The 19,281-nt window shown below is 69.0% G+C and carries 18 protein-coding genes; 8 read left to right on the forward strand and 10 right to left on the reverse strand.

The window, feature by feature from the left end:
* Positions 1–3: 3 nt before the first annotated feature.
* The 4 genes from DXK32_RS05815 to DXK32_RS05830 are packed head-to-tail and all read left to right on the forward strand — an operon-like array spanning position 4 to position 4,592.
* On the forward strand, positions 4–1,413 hold the full coding sequence (locus DXK32_RS05815; protein ID WP_114857644.1) for a murein hydrolase activator EnvC family protein: 1,410 nt from the start codon (positions 4–6) through the stop codon (positions 1,411–1,413).
* Complete coding sequence (locus DXK32_RS05820) at positions 1,414–2,814, forward strand: S41 family peptidase (protein ID WP_114857645.1); 1,401 nt, start codon at positions 1,414–1,416, stop codon at positions 2,812–2,814.
* 18 nt (positions 2,815–2,832) lie between these two features.
* Complete coding sequence (locus DXK32_RS05825; protein WP_114857646.1) at positions 2,833–4,089, forward strand: divergent polysaccharide deacetylase family protein; 1,257 nt, start codon at positions 2,833–2,835, stop codon at positions 4,087–4,089.
* Between the two features lie 5 nt (positions 4,090–4,094).
* Complete coding sequence (locus DXK32_RS05830; protein ID WP_114857647.1) at positions 4,095–4,592, forward strand: RNA pyrophosphohydrolase; 498 nt, start codon at positions 4,095–4,097, stop codon at positions 4,590–4,592.
* Positions 4,593–4,616: 24 nt separating this feature from the next.
* Here DXK32_RS05830 and DXK32_RS05835 read toward each other — a convergent pair whose 3' ends face one another.
* The 6 genes from DXK32_RS05835 to DXK32_RS05860 all read right to left on the reverse strand — a co-directional run bounded on the left by DXK32_RS05835 (position 4,617) and on the right by DXK32_RS05860 (position 10,710).
* Positions 4,617–5,435: an acyl-ACP desaturase gene (locus DXK32_RS05835; protein ID WP_114857648.1), complete on the reverse strand. Its 819-nt coding sequence runs from the start codon at positions 5,433–5,435 to the stop codon at positions 4,617–4,619.
* A gap of 200 nt (positions 5,436–5,635) precedes the next feature.
* A complete protein-coding gene (locus DXK32_RS05840; RefSeq protein WP_014239442.1) occupies positions 5,636–6,049 on the reverse strand; it encodes a F0F1 ATP synthase subunit epsilon in 414 nt (137 codons plus the stop codon).
* 90 nt (positions 6,050–6,139) lie between these two features.
* Positions 6,140–7,579, reverse strand: coding sequence for a F0F1 ATP synthase subunit beta (gene atpD / locus DXK32_RS05845; RefSeq protein WP_014239441.1), 1,440 nt, complete (start codon positions 7,577–7,579; stop codon positions 6,140–6,142).
* 69 nt (positions 7,580–7,648) lie between these two features.
* Positions 7,649–8,539 carry a F0F1 ATP synthase subunit gamma gene (locus DXK32_RS05850; protein ID WP_035671449.1) on the reverse strand — a complete coding sequence of 297 codons (891 nt, stop codon included), beginning with the start codon at positions 8,537–8,539 and terminating at the stop codon, positions 7,649–7,651.
* 72 nt (positions 8,540–8,611) lie between these two features.
* Positions 8,612–10,141 (reverse strand): F0F1 ATP synthase subunit alpha, encoded by a 1,530-nt coding sequence (atpA, locus tag DXK32_RS05855; RefSeq protein ID WP_035671446.1) that lies wholly within the window; start codon positions 10,139–10,141, stop codon positions 8,612–8,614.
* Positions 10,141–10,710: a F0F1 ATP synthase subunit delta gene (locus DXK32_RS05860; protein ID WP_038526237.1), complete on the reverse strand. Its 570-nt coding sequence runs from the start codon at positions 10,708–10,710 to the stop codon at positions 10,141–10,143. Before DXK32_RS05860 ends, atpA begins: the two co-directional genes overlap by 1 nt.
* 414 nt (positions 10,711–11,124) lie before the next feature.
* On the opposite strand from DXK32_RS05860, the gene DXK32_RS05865 reads away from it, so the two are divergent.
* The gene (locus tag DXK32_RS05865) at positions 11,125–11,448 is read left to right on the forward strand and encodes a hypothetical protein (protein ID WP_114857649.1); all 324 of its coding nucleotides are present in this window, start codon (positions 11,125–11,127) and stop codon (positions 11,446–11,448) included.
* A 38-nt stretch (positions 11,449–11,486) separates the two neighbouring features.
* Here DXK32_RS05865 and DXK32_RS05870 read toward each other — a convergent pair whose 3' ends face one another.
* Entirely contained in the window at positions 11,487–11,990 is a 504-nt protein-coding gene (locus DXK32_RS05870) for a cache domain-containing protein (protein WP_247876996.1), read from the reverse strand.
* Positions 11,991–12,149: 159 nt separating this feature from the next.
* Positions 12,150–14,414, reverse strand: coding sequence for a primosomal protein N' (locus DXK32_RS05875; RefSeq protein ID WP_114857650.1), 2,265 nt, complete (start codon positions 14,412–14,414; stop codon positions 12,150–12,152).
* A gap of 88 nt (positions 14,415–14,502) precedes the next feature.
* Here DXK32_RS05875 and fsa point away from each other — a divergent pair, with 88 nt between their 5' ends.
* Genes fsa through DXK32_RS05890 form a run of 3 tightly spaced genes read left to right on the forward strand, consistent with a single transcriptional unit; the run spans position 14,503 to position 16,856 of the window.
* Entirely contained in the window at positions 14,503–15,159 is a 657-nt protein-coding gene (gene fsa / locus DXK32_RS05880; RefSeq protein ID WP_014239434.1) for a fructose-6-phosphate aldolase, read from the forward strand.
* Positions 15,160–15,169: 10 nt separating this feature from the next.
* The gene (locus DXK32_RS05885) at positions 15,170–15,883 is read left to right on the forward strand and encodes a DUF484 family protein (protein ID WP_114857651.1); all 714 of its coding nucleotides are present in this window, start codon (positions 15,170–15,172) and stop codon (positions 15,881–15,883) included.
* Positions 15,884–15,896: 13 nt separating this feature from the next.
* Entirely contained in the window at positions 15,897–16,856 is a 960-nt protein-coding gene (locus DXK32_RS05890) for a tyrosine recombinase XerC (RefSeq protein ID WP_114857652.1), read from the forward strand.
* 149 nt (positions 16,857–17,005) lie between these two features.
* Here DXK32_RS05890 and lpdA read toward each other — a convergent pair whose 3' ends face one another.
* Positions 17,006–18,406 (reverse strand): dihydrolipoyl dehydrogenase, encoded by a 1,401-nt coding sequence (gene lpdA, locus DXK32_RS05895; RefSeq protein ID WP_114857653.1) that lies wholly within the window; start codon positions 18,404–18,406, stop codon positions 17,006–17,008.
* Between the two features lie 206 nt (positions 18,407–18,612).
* Entirely contained in the window at positions 18,613–19,275 is a 663-nt protein-coding gene (locus DXK32_RS05900; RefSeq protein ID WP_114857654.1) for a hypothetical protein, read from the reverse strand.
* Positions 19,276–19,281: the final 6 nt, after the last annotated feature.

Genomic DNA, 19,281 nt, shown 5'->3' on the forward strand with positions numbered 1-19,281 from the left:
AGCATGGGCGCAGGGCGCGATCATCCGGCGGGTGTTGCTCTGCTCCCCCTCCCCGTCTCCCGTCCGCAAGGCGCCGGGCGGGGACGGGCGTTTTCCTGGCGGCCGGCCCTGCTGACCGCCAGCCTTCTCGTCCTCTCCGCCACCGCCGCGGCGCAGACCGAGTCCCCCGGCCAGACGCTGAAGCGGGTGGAGCAGGATCTCCAGACCGACAAGGCCCTGCAACGGCAGCTCGACCGTCAGTCGCAGACGCTCCAGAAGGAACTGGACGAACTGCGCGACCGGCTGGTCGGTCTGGCCGACCAGGAACGGGCGCAGGAGGAGGAACTCGCCCATCTCGAAGAGTCCCTGACCGCCCTGGAGACTCAGGAGCGCACCCAGGCCGAAAAGCTGGAGGGCGAGCGGCAGCAGATCGCCGCCTTGCTCGCCGCCCTGCAGCGCGTCGCCCGCATCCCGCCGGAAGCGGCGCTGGCCCGCCCCGACGGGCCGGTGGACACGCTGCGCTCCGCCCTGCTGCTGCGCGACACGGTGCCGGCCCTGCGCGCCCGCGCCGACGCGCTGGCCCAGGCGCTGACCCGGCTGGCCGAGACGCGCGAGACGCTGCAGGCCCAGCGCACCCGCACCTACGCCGCCCGCCTCACCCTGATCGACCGCCAGAAGGAGATCGGCCAGCTCGTCGCCCGGCGCGAGGAGCTGTCGCGCCAGACCGAGGAGGAGCGGCAGCAGGTCGCCCAGCGCACCGCCCGGCTGACCGGTCAGGCCGCCGACCTGCGCCAGCTGATGGACCGCATCGAGGCCGAACGCCGCGCCGCCGCCGCCATGGCGGCCAAGCGCGAAGCCGAGCGGCTGGAGGCGGAGCGCCGCGAGGCCGAACGCCGGCTCGCCGAGCAACGGGCTGCGGAACAGAAGGCGGCCGAGCAGAAGCTGGCGGAGCAGAAGGCGGCGGAACAGAAACTCGCAGACCAGCGGGCCAGCGAACAGCGGGCCAGGGCCGAGGCGGAAACCGCCCGCGCCGCGCCCAGCGCGCCGGCTGGGGAGCGCCTGCCGGTGGGCGGCCGGGTGACCGTCCGCTACGGCGAGGCCGACCGCTACGGCGCGACCAGCCGGGGTGTGACCATCCAGGCCCGCGCCGGCTCGACGGTGGTGTCACCGCAGACCGGAACGATCGTCTTCGCCGGGCCGTTCCGCGGCTATGGCCAAATCTTGATCGTGGAACACAGCCACGGATATCATAGTCTCATCGCTGGATTTGGCCGCATCGACACGGCCGTCGGACGGCGCGTGGCCACGGGGGAACCCATCGGCCTGATGCCCGCCGACGGGTCACCCGATCTTTACTTCGAGCTTCGACGTCACGGACAGCCGATCAATCCACAGCGCGGTTTCGGCGCCCCGGAGGGGAAAGGACAAGGGTAGATGAGGATAGTCAAGCGTGCCGCCACCGCCGCGGCCCTGGTGTTTCTGGGGGCCGGCGTCGCCACCGTCACCGCGCAGGTGAACAGCACCGGCAACAGTTCCGAGACCTACCGCCAGCTCAACCTGTTCGGCGACGTCTTCGAGCGCGTGCGCGCCGAGTATGTCGAGTCGACGACGGACGAGCAGCTCATCGAGTCCGCCATCAACGGCATGCTCACCTCGCTCGACCCGCATTCCAGCTACCTGAACCGCAAGAGCTTCCAGGACATGCAGGTTCAGACCCGCGGCGAGTTCGGCGGGCTGGGCATCGAGGTGACGATGGAGAACGGCCTGATCAAGGTCGTGTCGCCCATCGACGAGACTCCGGCCTTCCGCGCCGGGCTGCAGCCGGGCGACCTGATCATCCAGCTCAACGGCGAGGCCGTGATGGGCCTGTCGCTGAACGAGGCGGTGGAGAAGATGCGCGGCCCGGTGGGCAGCGACATCAAGGTCACCGTGCGCCGCGGCGAGGCCGGCGAACCGTTCGAGGTCACGCTGACCCGCGCCGTCATCAAGGTGCAGTCGGTCCGCTACCGCACCGAGGGCGACATCGGCTACGTCCGCATCACCAGCTTCAACGAGCAGACGCAGCAGGGTCTGGAGAAGGCCATCGCCTCGATCCAGCAGCAGTTGGGCGACAAGCTGAAGGGCTACGTCCTTGACCTGCGCAACAACCCCGGCGGCCTGCTCGACCAGGCGGTCTCGGTCTCCGACACCTTCCTGGAGAAGGGGGAGATCGTCTCCACCCGCGGCCGCAAGGCCGAGGAGGGCACGCGCTACAACGCCAAGCCCGGCGACCTCGCCAAGGGCCTGCCGATCGTGGTGCTGGTCAACGGCGGCTCGGCCTCGGCGTCGGAGATCGTCGCCGGCGCGCTGCAGGACCACAAGCGGGCGCTCGTCCTCGGCACCCAGTCCTTCGGCAAGGGCTCGGTCCAGACGATCATCCCGCTGCCCGGCCACGGCGCCATGCGCCTGACCACGGCGCGCTACTACACGCCGTCGGGCAAGTCGATCCAGGCGCTGGGCATCACCCCGGACATCGAGGTGCACCCGGCCCGCGTCGAGGAAACCGACCAGGGTCTGATCCGCCGCCGCGAGAGCGACCTGCGCGGCGCGCTGCGCAACCCGGACGCCCCCCGTCCGGCGACCACCCAGCCGGCCCCGGCGCCGGGCGCCAGCAACGCTCCGGCCCCCGGTGCGGCGCCGGGCGCGACGCCGGCCCCCGCCAACGGCAACGCCCCGGCGGCGCCATCTGCGGAGAATGGGGAGGGCGCGCCCAACCAGCCGCCCTTCGACTACCAGCTGGCCCGCGCGCTCGACCTGCTGCGGGGCGTCGCCCTGTTCCAGGCCCGCGCGCACTGAGGGAAGGGGAACGGGTCCGTGAACGCAGCCGCCCTGCTGGGCCGCCTGAAGCCCGCGAAACGGGAACGTTCCGGACCCGGCCTGCTGGCCCGCCTCCGGCGCCGGAAGGCCGGCGGCGATTCGGACGACGCGCCGCGCGCCCGCAAGGAGCGCCGCCCATTGTCGCCCCTCGCCAAGAGGCTGCTCGGCGCCTACGCGGTTCTGGCCCTCGGGCTCGGCGGGTTGGCCGCTTGGCTGGCGATGAACGGAGAGCACACCACCGAAGCGTGGCGGGCCGCCATCCCCAGCGTCGAGGTGGCGGTGAAGGGCGCCCAGCCCCCCGCACCGCCCGCAGCAGCGGCCGCCGTTCCCGTCCAGACGGCCCCTCCGGCCGCTGCCCCGGCGACGGCCCCGCCGCCCGCCGCTGTCGCACCGGCACCACCAGCGGCACTAGCACCGCCGCCTCTCGCCGTGGCTGTGAACGAGCCGGTCACCCTGACACCGGCGCCGGTCCCGGGACTGGTCGAAGATTCGCGCAACGGACCCCTGCCGCGCATCGCCGAGGACGGACGCAAGCCCTGGCAGGTCTACGCCCGCCCCTTCCCCGCCGCCGACCGCCGACCGCGCATCGCCATCGTGCTGGCCGAGATGGGCATTTCCGGCGTGACCACCGGCAACGCCCTGCAGAAGCTGCCGCCGACGATCACCCTGGCCTTCGTCCCCTACGCCGACCGGCTGGACAACTGGGTGGAGCGCGCCCGCGGCAAGGGGCACGAGGTGATGCTCTCCATTCCCATGGAGCCGCAGGACTACCCGCGCAACGATCCCGGCCCCAACGCCCTGTTGAGCATGCTGCCGCCCGAGCGCAACATGGAGCGGCTGGAATGGTCGCTGGGCAAGGCGGTCGGCTATGTCGGCATCACCAGCACCACGGGCAGCAAGTTCACCGCCAACCCCGACGCGGTGAACCCGGTCATCGCGGCGATGAAGGCGCGCGGCCTGATGGTCCTGGACGCCCGCGCCAACCCGCGCAGCGTCGCCGGCACCCTGGCGGGGCAAGCCGGCGTGCCCCGGGCCTTCGCCGACCGGGTGATCGACCGCGACCTGTCACGCGGCGCCATCGACGACCAGCTCGCCGAGCTGGAGGCCATCGCCAAGGCCAACGGCGCGGCGGTGGGCATCGGCGCCCCTTACCCCAGCACCATCGAACGGATCAACCTGTGGCTCACCGGGCTGGCCGACCGTGGCATCGCCATCGTGCCGGTCTCCGCCGTGGCCAACATGCAGAAGCAATAAGGCGCATGAGCAAGAAGCCCATCGACCGCGAGTCCCTTCCCTACCGCCCCTGCGTCGGGGTGATGCTGCTGAACGACCGCGGGCAGGTCTTCGTGGCCCGGCGCTGCGACAGCAAGGACGCTTGGCAGATGCCCCAGGGCGGCATCGACGAGGGTGAGGGCGTGCATGAGGCCGCCCTGCGCGAGCTGAAGGAGGAGATCGGCACCGACAAGGCCGAGATCCTCGGCGAGACGGCGGAAAAGCTGCGCTACGACCTGCCCGACCATCTGCTGGGCAAGGTCTGGAAGGGCCGCTGGCGCGGTCAGGAGCAGGTCTGGCTGGCCGCCCGCTTCACCGGCGTGGACAGCGACATCGACCTCGCCACCGAACACCCGGAGTTCGACGCCTGGACATGGGTCGATGCCGACGACCTGCCCGGCCTGATCGTGCCCTTCAAGCGCCCGGTCTATGAGTCGGTGCTGGCGGAGTTCGCCCCGATCATCGCGGCGCTGCGACGGGGCTGACCCCGCCGCGTCCGGCCTTTTCTCTTACGCGACCTTGGCCAGCCGCTTGGCCCGGCTTTCGATCAGCCACCAAGCGCCGCGCGCGGCCACGCTGTAGAAGCGGGTGTGCGGCTTCAGCCCGCAGGCTTTGAAGACCATCGCCACGGCGCGGTCGACGTGCTTGGGCCGGTAGCGGCCGTAGGCGCGGCGCATGTAGGCCTGGTTGTAGGTCTTGTGCGCGTAGGGCTCGCCCTCCGGCGCGTTGGCCGCGTAGTAGGCGTAGGCCAGTTCGTCGTCCTCCGACTCGCCGATGCGCGACAGCGCCACCTTGAGCCGCTGGAACTTGTTGAGCTGCTCCAGCTCCAGATACTTCTTCGTGTAGGTGTAAAAGAGCTTGAAGTGGCGCAGCTCGTCGGCGGCGATGTTCTTGCAGATGAGCTTAAGCACCGGCTCGTCCGTCGAATCGCCGATGGCCGCGTAGTAGCTGCTGGTGCCGGTCTCGACCATGCAGCGGGCGATCATTTCGCCGGTGCGCGAGCCGCGGACCGAGGCGTCGAGGTCGATCGGCACCTTGTAGCCGGCGCGGAAGCGCTCGACGGCCCGGTCGAAGTCGAAGGTCGGGTCGACCAGCTCCGCCCATTTGCCGAGCGCCCGGCCATGCTGGACCTCCTCGACCGCCCAGCCGTGCGCGACCTCCTGGAACTCGGGATCGTCGTGGAAGACGTTGCAGAGATAGGCCGTGTAGTCGTCGGCGTTGAACTCCACCAGGGCCGCCGCCTTGATGAGCGGGACGAGATCGGGATCGACCTTCGTATGGTCCAGCTGATCCCAGGGAAGTTCTTCGTATTTCCAGTGCAACGCCACACTCCACTCCCGCTGCTGGCCGCCGTTTTGGGCCGGTTGTTCCACGCTCTGACGGAGAACAGGACCATAAAAACAAAAACGCCTCGACGGACGGGCCGGGAGGCGTTCGATCCCTTGCGGGATACTATGTATGGCTGCGATGGCGCAATGCAACGGAAACGGCCCGGCCGGCGGTCACCGCCGCCGGGCCGCGCCCGGTGTCAGTGCGTGGTCGCGCCGGTCGCGTCGAGCTTGGCGCGAGCGATGGCGATCTTCGCCTCCACGCGGGCCTTCTCGTCGTCGGACTTGGCGTCTTCCAGATCCTCGCCCAGGTCGCGGATCTGCTGCTCGACCTTGGCGCGGTCGATCTCGGCGACCGCGATGGCCTCCTCGGCCAGGACGGTGCAGCGGGTCTCGGTCACCTCGGCGAAGCCGCCGGCGACGAACACCCGGTCGACCACGCGGTCGGCCTCGTAGACGTCGATCACGCCCGGACGGACGGTCGAAATCATCGGCGAGTGGCCGGCGAGGACGCCGAAGTCACCTTCCGAACCCGGCACCACGACCATGTCGACGGGCTGCGAGGTCAGCAGCTTCTCCGGAGAGACCAGCTCGAATTCGACTTTATCGGCCATGGGTTTCCTGGTGCCTCTTCATAAGAACCCCCTCCCCCGCGCGGGCGAAGGAGAGGGTTAGCCTCGTTACCGAACCTCAGCCGACCTGGATCAGGCGGCTTCGGCGGCCAGCTTCTTCGCCTTGGCGATGGCTTCGTCGATGGTGCCGACCATGTAGAAGGCCGCTTCCGGCAGGTGGTCGTAGTCGCCGTTCACGATGCCCTTGAAGCCCTTGATGGTGTCTTCCAGGCTGACGAGCACGCCCGGGGTGCCGGTGAACACCTCGGCGACGTGGAACGGCTGCGACAGGAAGCGCTGGATCTTGCGGGCGCGGGCGACGACCAGCTTGTCCTCTTCGGACAGCTCGTCCATGCCCAGGATCGCGATGATGTCCTGCAGCGACTTGTAGGTCTGCAGAACGCGCTGCACCGAACGGGCGACGGTGTAGTGCTCCTCACCGACGACGCGCGGGTCCAGGATGCGGCTGGTCGAGTCCAGCGGGTCCACCGCCGGGAAGATCGCCATTTCGGCGATCGAACGCGACAGCACCGTGGTGGCGTCCAGGTGGGCGAAGGAGGTGGCCGGGGCCGGGTCGGTCAGATCGTCGGCGGGCACGTAAATGGCCTGCACCGAGGTGATCGACCCCTTCTTCGTGGAGGTGATGCGCTCCTGCAGGGCGCCCATGTCGGTGGCCAGCGTCGGCTGGTAACCCACCGCCGACGGGATGCGGCCCAGCAGAGCCGACACTTCCGAACCGGCCTGCGTGAAGCGGAAGATGTTGTCCACGAAGAACAGCACGTCCTGGCCTTCCTCGTCGCGGAAGTACTCCGCGAGGGTCAGGCCGGACAGGGCGACGCGGGCGCGGGCGCCCGGCGGCTCGTTCATCTGGCCGTACACCAGGGCAACCTTGGAGCCCGGGCCGTCGAGCTTGATGACGCCCGACTCGATCATCTCGTGGTAGAGGTCGTTGCCCTCACGGGTGCGCTCGCCCACGCCCGCGAACACGGACACGCCGCCGTGCGCCTTCGCGACGTTGTTGATCAGCTCCATGATGGTCACGGTCTTGCCCACGCCGGCGCCGCCGAACAGGCCGATCTTGCCGCCCTTGGCGTAGGGAGCCAGCAGGTCGATGACCTTGATGCCGGTGATCAGCACTTCGGCGTCCGTCGACTGCTCGACGAAGTCCGGGGCCGCACGGTGGATCGGCAGGGTGCGCTCGGCGCCGACGTCGCCGCGCTCGTCGATCGGCTCGCCGATCACGTTGATGATGCGGCCGAGGGTGGCCGGGCCGACCGGCACGGCGATCGGGGCGCCGGTGTCGGTCACTTCGGCGCCGCGGACCAGACCGTCGGTGCTGTCCATGGCGATGGCGCGGACGGTGCTCTCGCCGAGGTGCTGGGCAACCTCGAGCACGAGGACCTTGCCGTCGTTCTGGGTGTGCAGAGCGTTCAGAATGGCCGGCAGCTCGCCGTCGAACTGGACGTCGACAACGGCGCCCGTGACCTGCGTGATCTTGCCGACGGCGTTCGTCGCCTGGGTGGTGGTGGCCATGGAGTAAAGCTCCCTCGGAACTCGATAATTGTCGGATGTGCCGTCGTATCGACCGCGAACGCTGCGCCGTTAAACCGCCTCGGCGCCGGAGATGATCTCGATCAGCTCCTTGGTGATGTAGGCCTGGCGCGTGCGGTTGTAGGTGATCGTCAGCTTGTTGATCATGTCGCCGGCGTTGCGCGTCGCGTTGTCCATCGCGGTCATGCGGGCGCCCTGTTCGGACGCGGCACTCTCCAGGAGGGCGCGATAAACCTGGATCGACAGGTTGCGCGGCAGCAGCTCGGCGAGGATCTGCTCCTCGTCGGGCTCGAACTCGTAGATCGCCTTGACCTCGGCGCCCGCGGCCTCCTCGTCGGCCTGCGCCTCGACGGCGAAGGGAACGAGCTGCTGGACGGTCACGATCTGGGAGATCGCCGACTTGAACTTGTTGAAGATCACCGAGCAGACGTCGAACTCGCCCGCGTCGTACATCGCCAGAACCTTCTGCGCGACGACATCGGCGTCGGCGAAGGACAGCTTGCGGCGACCCACATCCTCGTAGGTCTCGACGATCAGCGAGCCGAACTCGCGGCGCAGCTGGTCGCGGGCCTTGCGGCCGACGGTGAGCAGCTTGACCGTCTTGCCTTCCGACTGGAGGCGCAGGATCTGGCGGCGGGACTCACGGACGATGGCGCCGTTGAAGGCGCCGCACAGGCCGCGGTCGGAGCTGATGATGACGAGGAGATGCACCTGATCGGAACCGGTGCCGGTCATCAGCTTCGGGCCGTTGCCCGAGTCCTGCACGTTGGCCGCGAGAGAGGCCAGCATGCGGCCCATGCGCTCGGCGTAGGGACGACCGGCTTCCGCCTGCTCCTGCGCACGGCGGAGCTTGGAGGCGGCGACCATCTTCATCGCCGAGGTGATCTTCCGCGTCGATTGGACGCTGGCGATCCGGTTCTTTAGGTCCTTGAGGTTAGGCATGCCGGCCCTTCATTCCGCTCGGGGTCGTTCGGGTTGACGGACGGGGCGCAGGAACTGCGCCCCCGCCGTCGATCAGACGAACACCTTGGAGAAGTTGTCGAGGAAGGCCTTCAGGCGCTCCTCGGTCGCAGAGGTGATCTGCTTCTCGTTGCGGATCGTCGCCAGGATGTCGGCCCCCTTGGAGCGGACCTCGGCGAGGAACTTCTGCTCGAAGCGGTTGACGTCCTCGACCTTGATCTTGTCGAGATAGCCCTTCACGCCCGAGAAGATCGACACGACCTGCTCTTCGACCGGCAGCGGCTGGAACTGCGGCTGCTTCAGCAGCTCGGTCAGACGGGCGCCGCGGGCCAGCAGGCGCTGGGTGGCGGCGTCGAGGTCCGAGGCGAACTGCGCGAAGGCGGCCATCTCGCGGTACTGGGCCAGCTCCATCTTGATGGTGCCCGCGACCTGCTTCATCGCCTTGATCTGGGCGGCGGAGCCGACGCGCGACACCGACAGGCCGACGTTGATGGCCGGACGGATGCCCTTATAGAACAGGCCGGTCTCGAGGAAGATCTGGCCGTCGGTGATCGAGATCACGTTCGTCGGGATGTAAGCCGACACGTCGCCGGCCTGGGTCTCGATGACCGGCAGGGCGGTCAGCGAGCCGTTGCCGTGGGCGTCGCCCATCTTGGCGGCGCGCTCGAGCAGGCGGCTGTGGAGGTAGAACACGTCGCCCGGGTAGGCTTCGCGGCCCGGCGGACGGCGGAGCAGCAGCGACATCTGACGGTAGGCGACGGCCTGCTTGGACAGGTCATCGTACACGATCAGGGCGTGCATGCCGTTGTCGCGGAAGTACTCGCCCATCGTGCAGCCGGTGTAGGGCGCCAGGAACTGCAGCGGGGCCGGCTCCGACGCGGTGGCCGCGACGACGATGGAGTATTCCAGGGCGCCGGCGTCTTCCAGGGTCTTGACGATCTGGGCGACGGTGGAGCGCTTCTGACCGACGGCGACGTAGATGCAGTAGAGCTTCTTGCTCTCGTCGTCGCCCTGGTTGATCGGCTTCTGGTTCAGGAAAGTGTCGATGACGACGGCGGTCTTGCCGGTCTGGCGGTCACCGATGATCAGCTCGCGCTGGCCGCGGCCGATCGGAACCAGGCTGTCGACGGCCTTCAGGCCGGTCTGCATCGGCTCGTGCACCGACTTGCGCGGGATGATGCCGGGGGCCTTGACCTCGACGCGGGTGCGGGTGACGTCCACCAGCGGGCCCTTGCCGTCGATCGGGTTGCCCAGGCCGTCCACGACGCGGCCCAGCAGACCCTTGCCGACCGGCACGTCCACGATGGTGCCCGTGCGCTTGACGGTGTCGCCTTCCTTGATCTCGCTGTCGGTGCCGAAGATCACGACACCGACGTTGTCGGTCTCGAGGTTCAGCGCCATGCCCTTGATGCCACCGGGGAACTCGACCATCTCGCCGGCGCGCACGTTGTCCAGGCCGTGCACGCGGGCGACGCCGTCACCCACGGAGAGGACCTGACCGACCTCGGCGACGTCCGCCTCGGTCCCGAAATTCGCGATCTGCTGCTTGAGGATCGCAGAGATTTCTGCGGCGCGGATATCCATCAGACTGATCCCCCTGAGGCCTTCATGGCGAGTTGCAATTTGTTCAGCTTCGTGCGCACCGAGGTGTCGACCATGCGCGAGCCGAACTTAACGATCATGCCCCCGATCAGCGCGGGATCGACCGTGGTGTTGATCAACACCTTGGAGCCGATCGACGCCTTCAGCGCGTCGGTGACCGCGGCCAGCTGGGCGTCGCTCAGCGGCTGGGCCGAGGTGACCTGGGCGGTCACTTCGCCACGACGGCGGGCCAGTTCGGCGAGATAGCCTTCGATCATGCCTTCCAGCGCGAACAGGCGGCGGTTCTTGGCCACCAGCCCGATGAAGCGCTTGGTCAGATCGGACACTTCGGCGCGGTCCAGAACCGCGGCCATCGCCCGGCCTTGGTCGGCGCGGCTGATCACGGGACTGCGGACGAGGCGGCGAAGGTCGGCGCTCTCAGCCAGGATTTGCTTCAGCGCAACCAGATCGCTCGCGACCTGATCCAACGCTTTGTTCTCGTCCGCAAGCTCGAACAGCGCGATGGAGTAGCGCGTAGCGAGTTCGGAAACGCCTGTACCTTCGATTGCCACCTGATCCCTCGAATTGAGTTCGGTAGACGGTGAATTTTCAGGGCCTTAAATAGGGCAAAACCCACATCGCGGCGGCCCAGCCCGCGAAAGCGAGCGGTCCAATATCACAGGATTAGGCCCTGCGCAACGGGGTCTGGACAATTTGCGCGCGGGGTGAGTGCGGCGTTTTGCGCCCCTGCGGCGTGGGGTCGGTTCTTGGCGGCGGGGGCTGGAAATGGGCATACCACTTCACAACCGCAACGGATCACCTTGGCATCTGAAGGACCTGCCCTCCCCAAGGCCCTCCCCGGAGCCGGATTTCCGGAGGCCCGCCAGAGACCAGACTGTGACCTAACGCCCCGCTTAACACCCGTTTAACCATTCACGCGCACGGTCGCCTCACAGCCCGTCTGACAGGACAAACCCAGGCCAATCATGACCGTCGTCGCCTTCTCCTGCGCCCGCTTCACCCCCGCCGACCTCAACGAGTTCGAGGCGGTGGCCGATCCGAAGCTGCGCCTTGGCCATTGGGCCGGGGTCATCCGTGAAACGGGCCGGGAGCATGACCGGCTCCTCGTCCTCCTGCCCGGCGTTGACCGTCCCGTCTTCCGGTTCGAGCGCGACGGGCGGGGACGTTACAGCCTGTCCTTCAACGACCGCTCCGGCTGGTACGGCATCGGCTCGGGAAGCAGCGCGTCCGAATGCCTGTCGATCTGGCGCCCCCGCCCGCGGGCCGACCGCTCCGTCTCGGTGCTGTAAGCGCCTTTTTCACCCTTCGGAAAAGTCCGAGTCGACCGTCAGCGGTACACGCCGACCGACAGCAGATAGGGCGCGCCGCCCAGGACGATGCGGCGCACGATCATCGTCTTCGGCGCGATCTGGCCGGACAGCGGGTCCGTCCATTTGTAGCTGACGGCGCCCGACTCCCGCTCCGCCACGATGTCCAGCGCCTCCTGGATGAAGGGCTTGCCGTCGACGTCCTTCAGATCCCTGAGGTTCGCGCCGTTCAGCGACGGCGTCCAGCCATGGGCCACCATCACGCCGTCGCGGTCGATCAGCATCGGGTAGAGGTCGCGGTCGATCAGCGCGCCGTCCCGCTGGGCGAAGGCGTCCGGCGCGCCCTCCGCGCCGTGCTGGCGCAGATAGCCGCTGGTCTTGTCGAGCAGCGCCTTGGCGTCCGATTCCGTCCCGCGCGTCTGGGCGGGCACGCCCGCCGCCAGAGCGATGATCGCCAGCAGAGCGAGAACCGGAAGAACCGTCAGCAAGGTGGGGAGGTGGAAACGACCGCGCAGCCTGGACATGAGATCGCTCGGCGAAAGATGACTTCCATACTCTGGTAATACCATGACCCGCCGGCCGCAACGGACCAAACGTCACAGGTGCCTTGCGGAGCGCGCAGGGACAATCGGTCGCAGCCCCCCTTTACAGGAGTGCGGTATTTCTTAGCCGACACCGCCCCTCTACAGGAAGCTGTAGGGATCGACGTCCACTTGCACGCGCACGTTGGGCGGAATGTCCACCTGCTCCAGCCAATGCGCGATCAGGGGTTGCACCTGGACGGTGCGCGGCGCCTTCAGCAGCAGACGCCGCCGGTGCCGCCCCCGCAGCAGGGCGAGCGGCGCCGGGGCGGGGCCCAGCACGGCGACGGTGTCGCTGCGCGGCGCGGCGCGGCCCAGGGCGATGGACAGTTTCTCCACCGCCGCCGCGTCCTCCCCCGACACGATCAGGGCGGCCAGCCGTCCGAAGGGCGGCATCCCGGCCTCCAGCCGCATCTCCGCCTCCAGCTGGTAGAAGCCGTCGCGGTCCCCGGCGGCCAGCGCCTGCATCACCGGATGTTCGGGCATATAGGTCTGCAGCATCACCCGTCCCGGCCGCTCGCCGCGCCCGGCGCGCCCGGCCACCTGATGAAGGAGCTGGTAGGTCCGCTCCCCCGCCCGCAGGTCGCCGCCGGCCAGCCCGAGGTCCGCGTCGACCACCCCGACCAGGGTCAGCATGGGGAAATGGTGGCCCTTCGCCATCACCTGGGTGCCGATCAGAATGTCCAGCTCGTGGTCGGCGATGCGGCGGACCATCTCCTGGATGGCGCGGGGACCGAACAGCGTGTCGGACGCCATGATGGCGGCGCGGGCGTCGGGAAACAGCTCCGCCACCTCCTCGGCGATCCGCTCCACGCCGGGACCGCAGGCCGCCAGCGTCCCTTCCTCGCCGCACTCCGGGCAGGTCGGGGAGAGCGGCTGCGACAGGCCGCAATGGTGGCACTGGAGCTTGCGGGCCAGCCGGTGCTCGACCAGCCACGCCGTGCAGTTGGGGCATTGCAGCCGGTGCCCGCAGGCCCGGCACAGAGTCAGCGGGGCGTAGCCGCGGCGGTTGAGGAACAGCATCACCTGCTCCTTCTCCGCCAGCGTCTGCTCGATAGCTTTCTTCAGCGACGGGGCCAGCCAGTGGCGGGCCGGCGGCCGGTCCTTGCGCAGGTCCACCAGCTCGACGTCGGGCAGCACGGCGCCGCCGTGGCGGCCCGGCAGCTCGATGCGGGCGTAGCGGTTGCTGTCGGCGTTGACCTTGGTCTCCAGAGACGGCGTGGCGGAGACCAGCACGGTGGGGATGCCGCCGATGTGCGCCCGCGCGACGGCCATGTCGCGGGCGTGGTAGATCGATCCCTCCTCCTGCTTGTAGGCGGAGTCGTGCTCCTCGTCGATGATGATGACGCCGAGGTTCTTGTAGGGCAGGAACAGGGCGGAGCGGGCGCCGACCACCACCGGTACCTCGCCGTTGGCCACGGCCCTCCAGGTGTCGCGGCGCTGCGCCCCGGTCAGCTCCGAATGCCATTCCGCCGGCGGCGCGCCGAAGCGGCGGGCGAAGCGCTCCAGCCACTGCGCCGACAGAGCGATTTCCGGCAGCAGCACCAGCGCCTGCTTGCCGGCCTTCAGGGCGGCTGCGATGGCCTCGTAATAGACCTCCGTCTTGCCGGAGCCGGTGACCCCGTCGAGCAGCACGGTGGAATAGACGCCGGACTCGACCCGGGCGCGCAGGTCCGCCGCCGCGGCCTCCTGGTCGGCGGACAGGGTGGGGCCGGGACGGTGGCAATCGGGCCGCCCGAGCTTGGTCGGCTGCAGCAGCACCGGCTCCAGCAGCCCGGCCTCGGCCAGCCCGCGCACCACGGTGACGCCGCAGCCGGCCTCCTCCGCCAGTTCCGCCGGGGTGCGCGGCGGGCCGTCGTCCAGCAGGGCGAGCACGCGCCGCCGCGGCTCGGTCATCTTGAAACCGGGCGGCGGCTCCGCGTCGGGCTTGCGCAGGTAGGCGAGCATGGCCTTCGCCGGCTCCAGCGCCGACGGCACGCTGATCGCCATGCGCAGCACATGGCCCGGCGGCGTCATGGTGTAGGCGGCGACCCACTCCACGAACTTGCGCTCGACCTCCGGCATCGGCGGCACGTCGAAGCGGCGGACCACCGGCTTCAGCCGGGCGGCCGCCACGACTCCGGCGCCGTCGCCCCACACCACCCCGAGCACGCGGCGCGGCCCGAGCGGAACCTCCACATAGTCGCCGGGGACGAGGGTCATCCCGGCCGGCACGCGGTAATCGTAGGCCTCGCGCAGCGGCAGCGGCAGGAGCACGCGGACGCGCGGGTCCGCGTCCGCCGGCACCGTGCCCGGCAGAAGAGCCTGCGCGGAATCTTCGGAACCGGCCCCGGGTTTGGCCCCGGATCTGGCGGAATTTTCACGCATCGGCTAGAGTGCCCCCTGGCCGCGACGCCGGGCAGCGAATCCCGGGAAACAGGGCACGGTCTTCCTCAGCAAGTATGGATTCCAGGTCATGAAGTTCTTCGTTGACACCGCCGACATCGCCGAGATCCGCGATCTGGCCGACACGGGCCTGCTGGACGGTGTTACCACCAACCCCTCCCTCGTCGCCAAGACCGGTCGCAGCTTCCTCGACCTCGTGGCCGAAATTTGTGACGTGGTGGACGGCCCGGTCAGCGCCGAGGTGGCCTCCACCGACTTCGAGACCATGCTGGCGGAAGGGAAGAAGCTTGCCAAGATCGCCGACAACGTCACGGTCAAGGTTCCGCTGACCCCGGCCGGCCTGAAGACCTGCAAGGCGCTGTCCTCCGAAGGCACGATGGTCAACGTCACGCTGTGCTTCTCCCCGGCCCAGGCGATCCTGGCCGCCAAGGCCGGCGCCAGCTTCGTGTCGCCCTTCGTCGGCCGCCTGGACGACATCGGGCAGGACGGCATGGGCCTGATCGCCGACATCGTGGAGATTTACAGCAACTACGATTACTTCAAGACCGAAGTGCTGGTCGCCTCGATCCGCAACCCGATCCACATCGTCGACTCCGCCCGCCTGGGCGCCCATGTCGTCACCGCCCCGCCGTCGGTGCTGAAGCAGCTCTTCAACCATCCGCTGACCGACAAGGGCCTCGCCCAGTTCGTCGCCGACTGGCAGAAGACCGGCCAGTCCATCCTCTGAGGACGGCAGCATGGGCCGGGAGCCGGGACACACCCCCCACCGGAAGGACGCGCCGACCGCCGAGGAGGTGCACGCCTACCTGCGGGACCATCCCGACTTCCTGGTCCATCACGGCGATCTGGTCCACCATCTGACCCCGCCGTCCCAGGACCGCGGGCGCGGGGTGGTGGACCTGCAGGCCTACATGGTCGAGCGGCTGCGCGGCGAGGTCCGCCTGCTGAAGGACCAGCAGCGCGAGCTGATCGGCACCTCGCGCGCCAACATGAACAGCCAGAACCGCATCCACGCGGCGGTGCTGTTCCTCCTCGACGCGCAGAGCTTCGAGCAGCTCATCCAGACCATCACCACCGATCTGGCGGTGCTGCTCGACCTGGACGTCGCCTGCCTGATCGTCGAATCGAACGGCCGCGACACCCCGCATGTCCAGACCTCCGGCGTGCGGGTGGTCGAGCCGGGGACCGTCGACCGCTGGCTGGGCAAGGCCGACGTGGCGCTGAACGCCGACATCCAGGGCGACCCGGAGCTGTACGGCCCCGGCGCCGGGCTGGTGCGGTCGGAAATCCTGATCCGCCTCCAAGTGTCCAGCGAGACCCCCGACGGCATGCTGGCTTTCGGCAGCCGCGAGCCGGACAGCTTCCACGGCGGCCAGGGAACGGAGCTGGTCGGCTTCCTCGCCCGCGTGGTCGAGCGGGTGATCCGCGGCTGGCTCGAACTGCCGGCCTGACCCCAGGGAACGCATGACCGGAAAGCAGAACCCCGTCCTCGGCTTCGCCGCCCAGCCCGACGTGCAGGACGTGCTGGTCCACTGGCGCCGCTGGATGGAGAGCGAGCGCAACGTCTCGCCCCACACGCTGACCGCCTACATCGGCGACGTCGCGACCTTCCTGGAGTTCATCACCGGCTATCAGGCCAAGCCGCCGTCGATGAACGACCTCGCCGCGCTGACCGTCACCGACTTCCGCTCCTGGCTGTCCCATCTCGCCATGAAGGGGATCGGCTCCAACAGCCGGTCGCGCGCCCTGTCGTCGGTGCGCAACCTGTTCCGCTGGCTGGACCGCGACGGACGGCTGCACAACCCGGCGATCAACACCTTCTCCGGCCCGCGCATCAAGCGCCCGGCGCCGAAGCCGCTGACCGTGCTGGACGCCGACCGGCTGCTGGAGGAATCGGAGAAGGAGCCGGACGAGCCGTGGGTCGGCAAGCGCGACCGGGCGCTGTTCACGCTGCTCTACGGCTGCGGCCTGCGCATTTCGGAGGCGCTGAACCTGACGCGCCGCGAAGCACCGCTGGGCGAGACGCTGCGAGTCACCGGCAAGGGCAACAAGGAGCGGATCGTCCCGGTGCTGCCGGCGGTGACCGAGGCGGTGCGCGCCTACATGGACGCCTGCCCTTACAAACAGGGTCCGGACGCGCCGTTGTTCGTCGGGGTGCGCGGCGGGCAGCTCGCCCCGGCCATCGCGCAACGGCGGATGCGCGACCTGCGCCGCCTGATGGGGCTTCCGGAGACCGCGACGCCGCACGCGCTGCGGCACAGCTTCGCCACGCATCTGCTGGCGGACGGCGGCGATCTGCGGGCGATCCAGGATCTGCTGGGCCACGCCTCGCTGTCGACCACGCAGCGCTACACGGATGTGGAGAGCGAGCAGCTGATGCAGGTGTACCGCTCGGCGCACCCGCGGGCGAAGAAGACGCCGTAGGGTTGGAGTCCCCTCTCCCCTCTGGGGAGAGGGTCAGGGTGAGGGGGCTGCGCGTGGCGGTGCGTCCGGCAAAAGCGCACCCCCCTCACCGCCCGCTTCGCGGGCACCCTCTCCCCAGAGGGGAGAGGGTTATGAGAGAGAGACGCCCCTTAGATGTGCAGGGCGCGGCCGTCCACGGCGAGGGCGGCTTCCTTGGTCACTTCCGACAGGGTCGGGTGGGCGTGGCAGGTGCGGGCAATGTCCTCGGCGGACGCGCTGAACTCCATCGCCACGGCCAGCTCGCCGACCATCTCCGACACGTTCGGGCCGACCATGTGGACGCCCAGCACCTTGTCGGTGCGCGCGTCGGCCAGGATCTTCACGAAGCCGTCGGTCGTGCCGCTGGCGCGGGCGCGGCCGTTGGCGGTGAAGGGGAACTTGCCCGCCTTGTAGGCGATGCCGGCGGCCTTCAGCTCCTCCTCGGTCTTGCCGACCGCGGCCACTTCCGGCCACGTGTAAACGACGCCGGGGACGAGGTCGTGGTTGACGTGGCCCGCCTGGCCGGCCAGCAGCTCGGCCAGCGCGACGCCCTCCTCCTCGGCCTTGTGGGCCAGCATCGGGCCTTCGACCACGTCGCCGATGGCGTAGATGCCCGGCACGTTGGTCTCGAAATGCTTGCCGATCTTCACGCGGCCGCGGTTGTCCATCTCCACGCCGACGGCGTCGAGGCCCAGGCCGTTGGTGAAAGCGCGGCGGCCGATGGCGACCAGCACCACGTCGGCCTCGATCTCCTCGGCGGTGCCGCCGGCGGCGGGCTCGACCGACAGGGTGACGCCGGTGTTGGTGACCTTGGCGCCGGTGACCTTGGAGCCGAGCTTGAAGGTCATGCCCTGCTTGCCGAGGATGCGCTGCATCTGCTTGGACACCTCGCCGTCCATGGTCGGCAGGATGCGGTCCAGGAACTCGACCACGGTGACCTGCGCGCCGAGGCGGCCCCAGACCGAGCCCAGCTCAAGCCCGATCACGCCGCCGCCGATGACGACGAGGCGCTTCGGCACCTCCGGCAGCTCCAGGGCGCCGGTGGAGGAGACGATCTTCTGCTCATCGATCTCGATGCCCGGCAGCGGGGTGACTTCCGAGCCGGTGGCGATGACGATGGCCTTCGACGCCGTGACGGTGCCCACACCCTCGACCTCGACGGTGTTCGGGGCGGTGATGCGGCCGGCACCCTTCAGCCAGGCGATCTTGTTCTTCTTGAACAGGAACTCGATGCCGCCGGTGTTCTCTTTGACGACCTTGTCCTTGTGGGACAGCATGCCCGGCAGGTCCAGCTCGACGCCGCCGACCTTGATGCCGAACTTGGCGAGGCCGTGCTTGGCCTCCTCGTACTTCTCCGACGCGGCGAGCAGCGCCTTGGACGGGATGCAGCCGACGTTCAGGCAGGTGCCGCCCAGCGCGCTGCGCTTCTCGACGCAGGCGACCTTGAAACCGAGCTGCGCCGCACGGATCGCGCAGACATACCCGCCGGGACCGCCGCCGACCACGACGACGTCGAAAGTGCTTTCAGCCATTGGGGCTTTCCTTCCGCCATTTTTGTGTTTGCCAAAAGCCGTCCCGTCCAGCGGGGAGGGCCGCGCGCCGATTTATGCCGCCGCTCACGCCAACTGGCAACGGGACAGTTCGTCCGGGGGGAGGGATGCCGGGTTGAAAGACGGGCATGGGACCAGCCGGAACCCATGCCGAAACGATGGGAGCCGGGGTTTCCGCCCCGGCCGCATCACACCGAAACGGCGACGAGGAACAGCCGCGGCGCGCCGCCCTGGGCGACGTTCGCCAGGGTGGTGACCTGATTGTTGGCCATGTCGTACACGTAGGCGGTGCGCCCGCCCGCCCAGTACCAGCCGAGGCCCGGATTGGGACCCGCCACGTCGGCCGCCTGGAAGGTGCCGAAGGTTGCCAGAATGGAAACGTAATTCAGCCCGGCGTTGCCGCCACGCAGCGTCTGCTGCTTGACCACGTCGGCGTTAAAACGGTTCCAGGCGTCCTGAAGGGGCATGGCGTGGTTGGGGTTGATGCACTTCAGTTCGATGTAGCTGTCGTCGGTCGGGGCCGCGTTGCGGTGAAGGTAGAAATCGGCGCGGGCGGCGGCGTTGATGTTGTTGGTCACCCCCCATGCCGGCCCCCCCGCCGCGTAGGTCAGATAGGGATTCGCGGCGTTGGTGGAGGGATAGGGCCGCTCCCTCTCGCAGGTCCAGTTGCCTTGGATGTTCAGGAAGCCGTGGGCGATCTCAAGCTGCAGCCAGACCTCCCAGCCGCCGCGGATGTTGACGTTCTGGGCGAAGACGGCGGCGCGCGCGCCGTTGGTGGTGCCGTTGGCGATGCACCCCTGGATGGTGTTCAGAAGCTGCTGGCAACGCATGGCGATGTCCCTTTCCTTCATGCCGGG

The organism is Azospirillum brasilense (assembly GCF_003349955.1).
In the GTDB taxonomy this organism is placed as follows: Bacteria; Pseudomonadota; Alphaproteobacteria; order Azospirillales; family Azospirillaceae; genus Azospirillum; species Azospirillum brasilense_B.

What these genes read in the sequence shown, in the direction of transcription:
- DXK32_RS05815 (WP_114857644.1), top strand. Translation starts at nt 4, where the DNA reads ATGGGCGCAGGGCGCGATCATCCGGCGGGTGTTGCTCTGCTCCCCCTC.
- DXK32_RS05820 (WP_114857645.1), top strand. Translation starts at nt 1,414, where the DNA reads ATGAGGATAGTCAAGCGTGCCGCCACCGCCGCGGCCCTGGTGTTTCTG.
- DXK32_RS05830 (WP_114857647.1), top strand. Translation starts at nt 4,095, where the DNA reads ATGAGCAAGAAGCCCATCGACCGCGAGTCCCTTCCCTACCGCCCCTGC.
- DXK32_RS05840 (WP_014239442.1), bottom strand. Translation starts at nt 6,049, where the DNA reads ATGGCCGATAAAGTCGAATTCGAGCTGGTCTCTCCGGAGAAGCTGCTG.
- atpD (WP_014239441.1), bottom strand. Translation starts at nt 7,579, where the DNA reads ATGGCCACCACCACCCAGGCGACGAACGCCGTCGGCAAGATCACGCAG.
- DXK32_RS05850 (WP_035671449.1), bottom strand. Translation starts at nt 8,539, where the DNA reads ATGCCTAACCTCAAGGACCTAAAGAACCGGATCGCCAGCGTCCAATCG.
- atpA (WP_035671446.1), bottom strand. Translation starts at nt 10,141, where the DNA reads ATGGATATCCGCGCCGCAGAAATCTCTGCGATCCTCAAGCAGCAGATC.
- DXK32_RS05865 (WP_114857649.1), top strand. Translation starts at nt 11,125, where the DNA reads ATGACCGTCGTCGCCTTCTCCTGCGCCCGCTTCACCCCCGCCGACCTC.
- DXK32_RS05870 (WP_247876996.1), bottom strand. Translation starts at nt 11,990, where the DNA reads ATGTCCAGGCTGCGCGGTCGTTTCCACCTCCCCACCTTGCTGACGGTT.
- DXK32_RS05875 (WP_114857650.1), bottom strand. Translation starts at nt 14,414, where the DNA reads ATGCGTGAAAATTCCGCCAGATCCGGGGCCAAACCCGGGGCCGGTTCC.
- fsa (WP_014239434.1), top strand. Translation starts at nt 14,503, where the DNA reads ATGAAGTTCTTCGTTGACACCGCCGACATCGCCGAGATCCGCGATCTG.
- DXK32_RS05885 (WP_114857651.1), top strand. Translation starts at nt 15,170, where the DNA reads ATGGGCCGGGAGCCGGGACACACCCCCCACCGGAAGGACGCGCCGACC.
- DXK32_RS05890 (WP_114857652.1), top strand. Translation starts at nt 15,897, where the DNA reads ATGACCGGAAAGCAGAACCCCGTCCTCGGCTTCGCCGCCCAGCCCGAC.
- lpdA (WP_114857653.1), bottom strand. Translation starts at nt 18,406, where the DNA reads ATGGCTGAAAGCACTTTCGACGTCGTCGTGGTCGGCGGCGGTCCCGGC.
- DXK32_RS05900 (WP_114857654.1), bottom strand. Translation starts at nt 19,275, where the DNA reads ATGAAGGAAAGGGACATCGCCATGCGTTGCCAGCAGCTTCTGAACACC.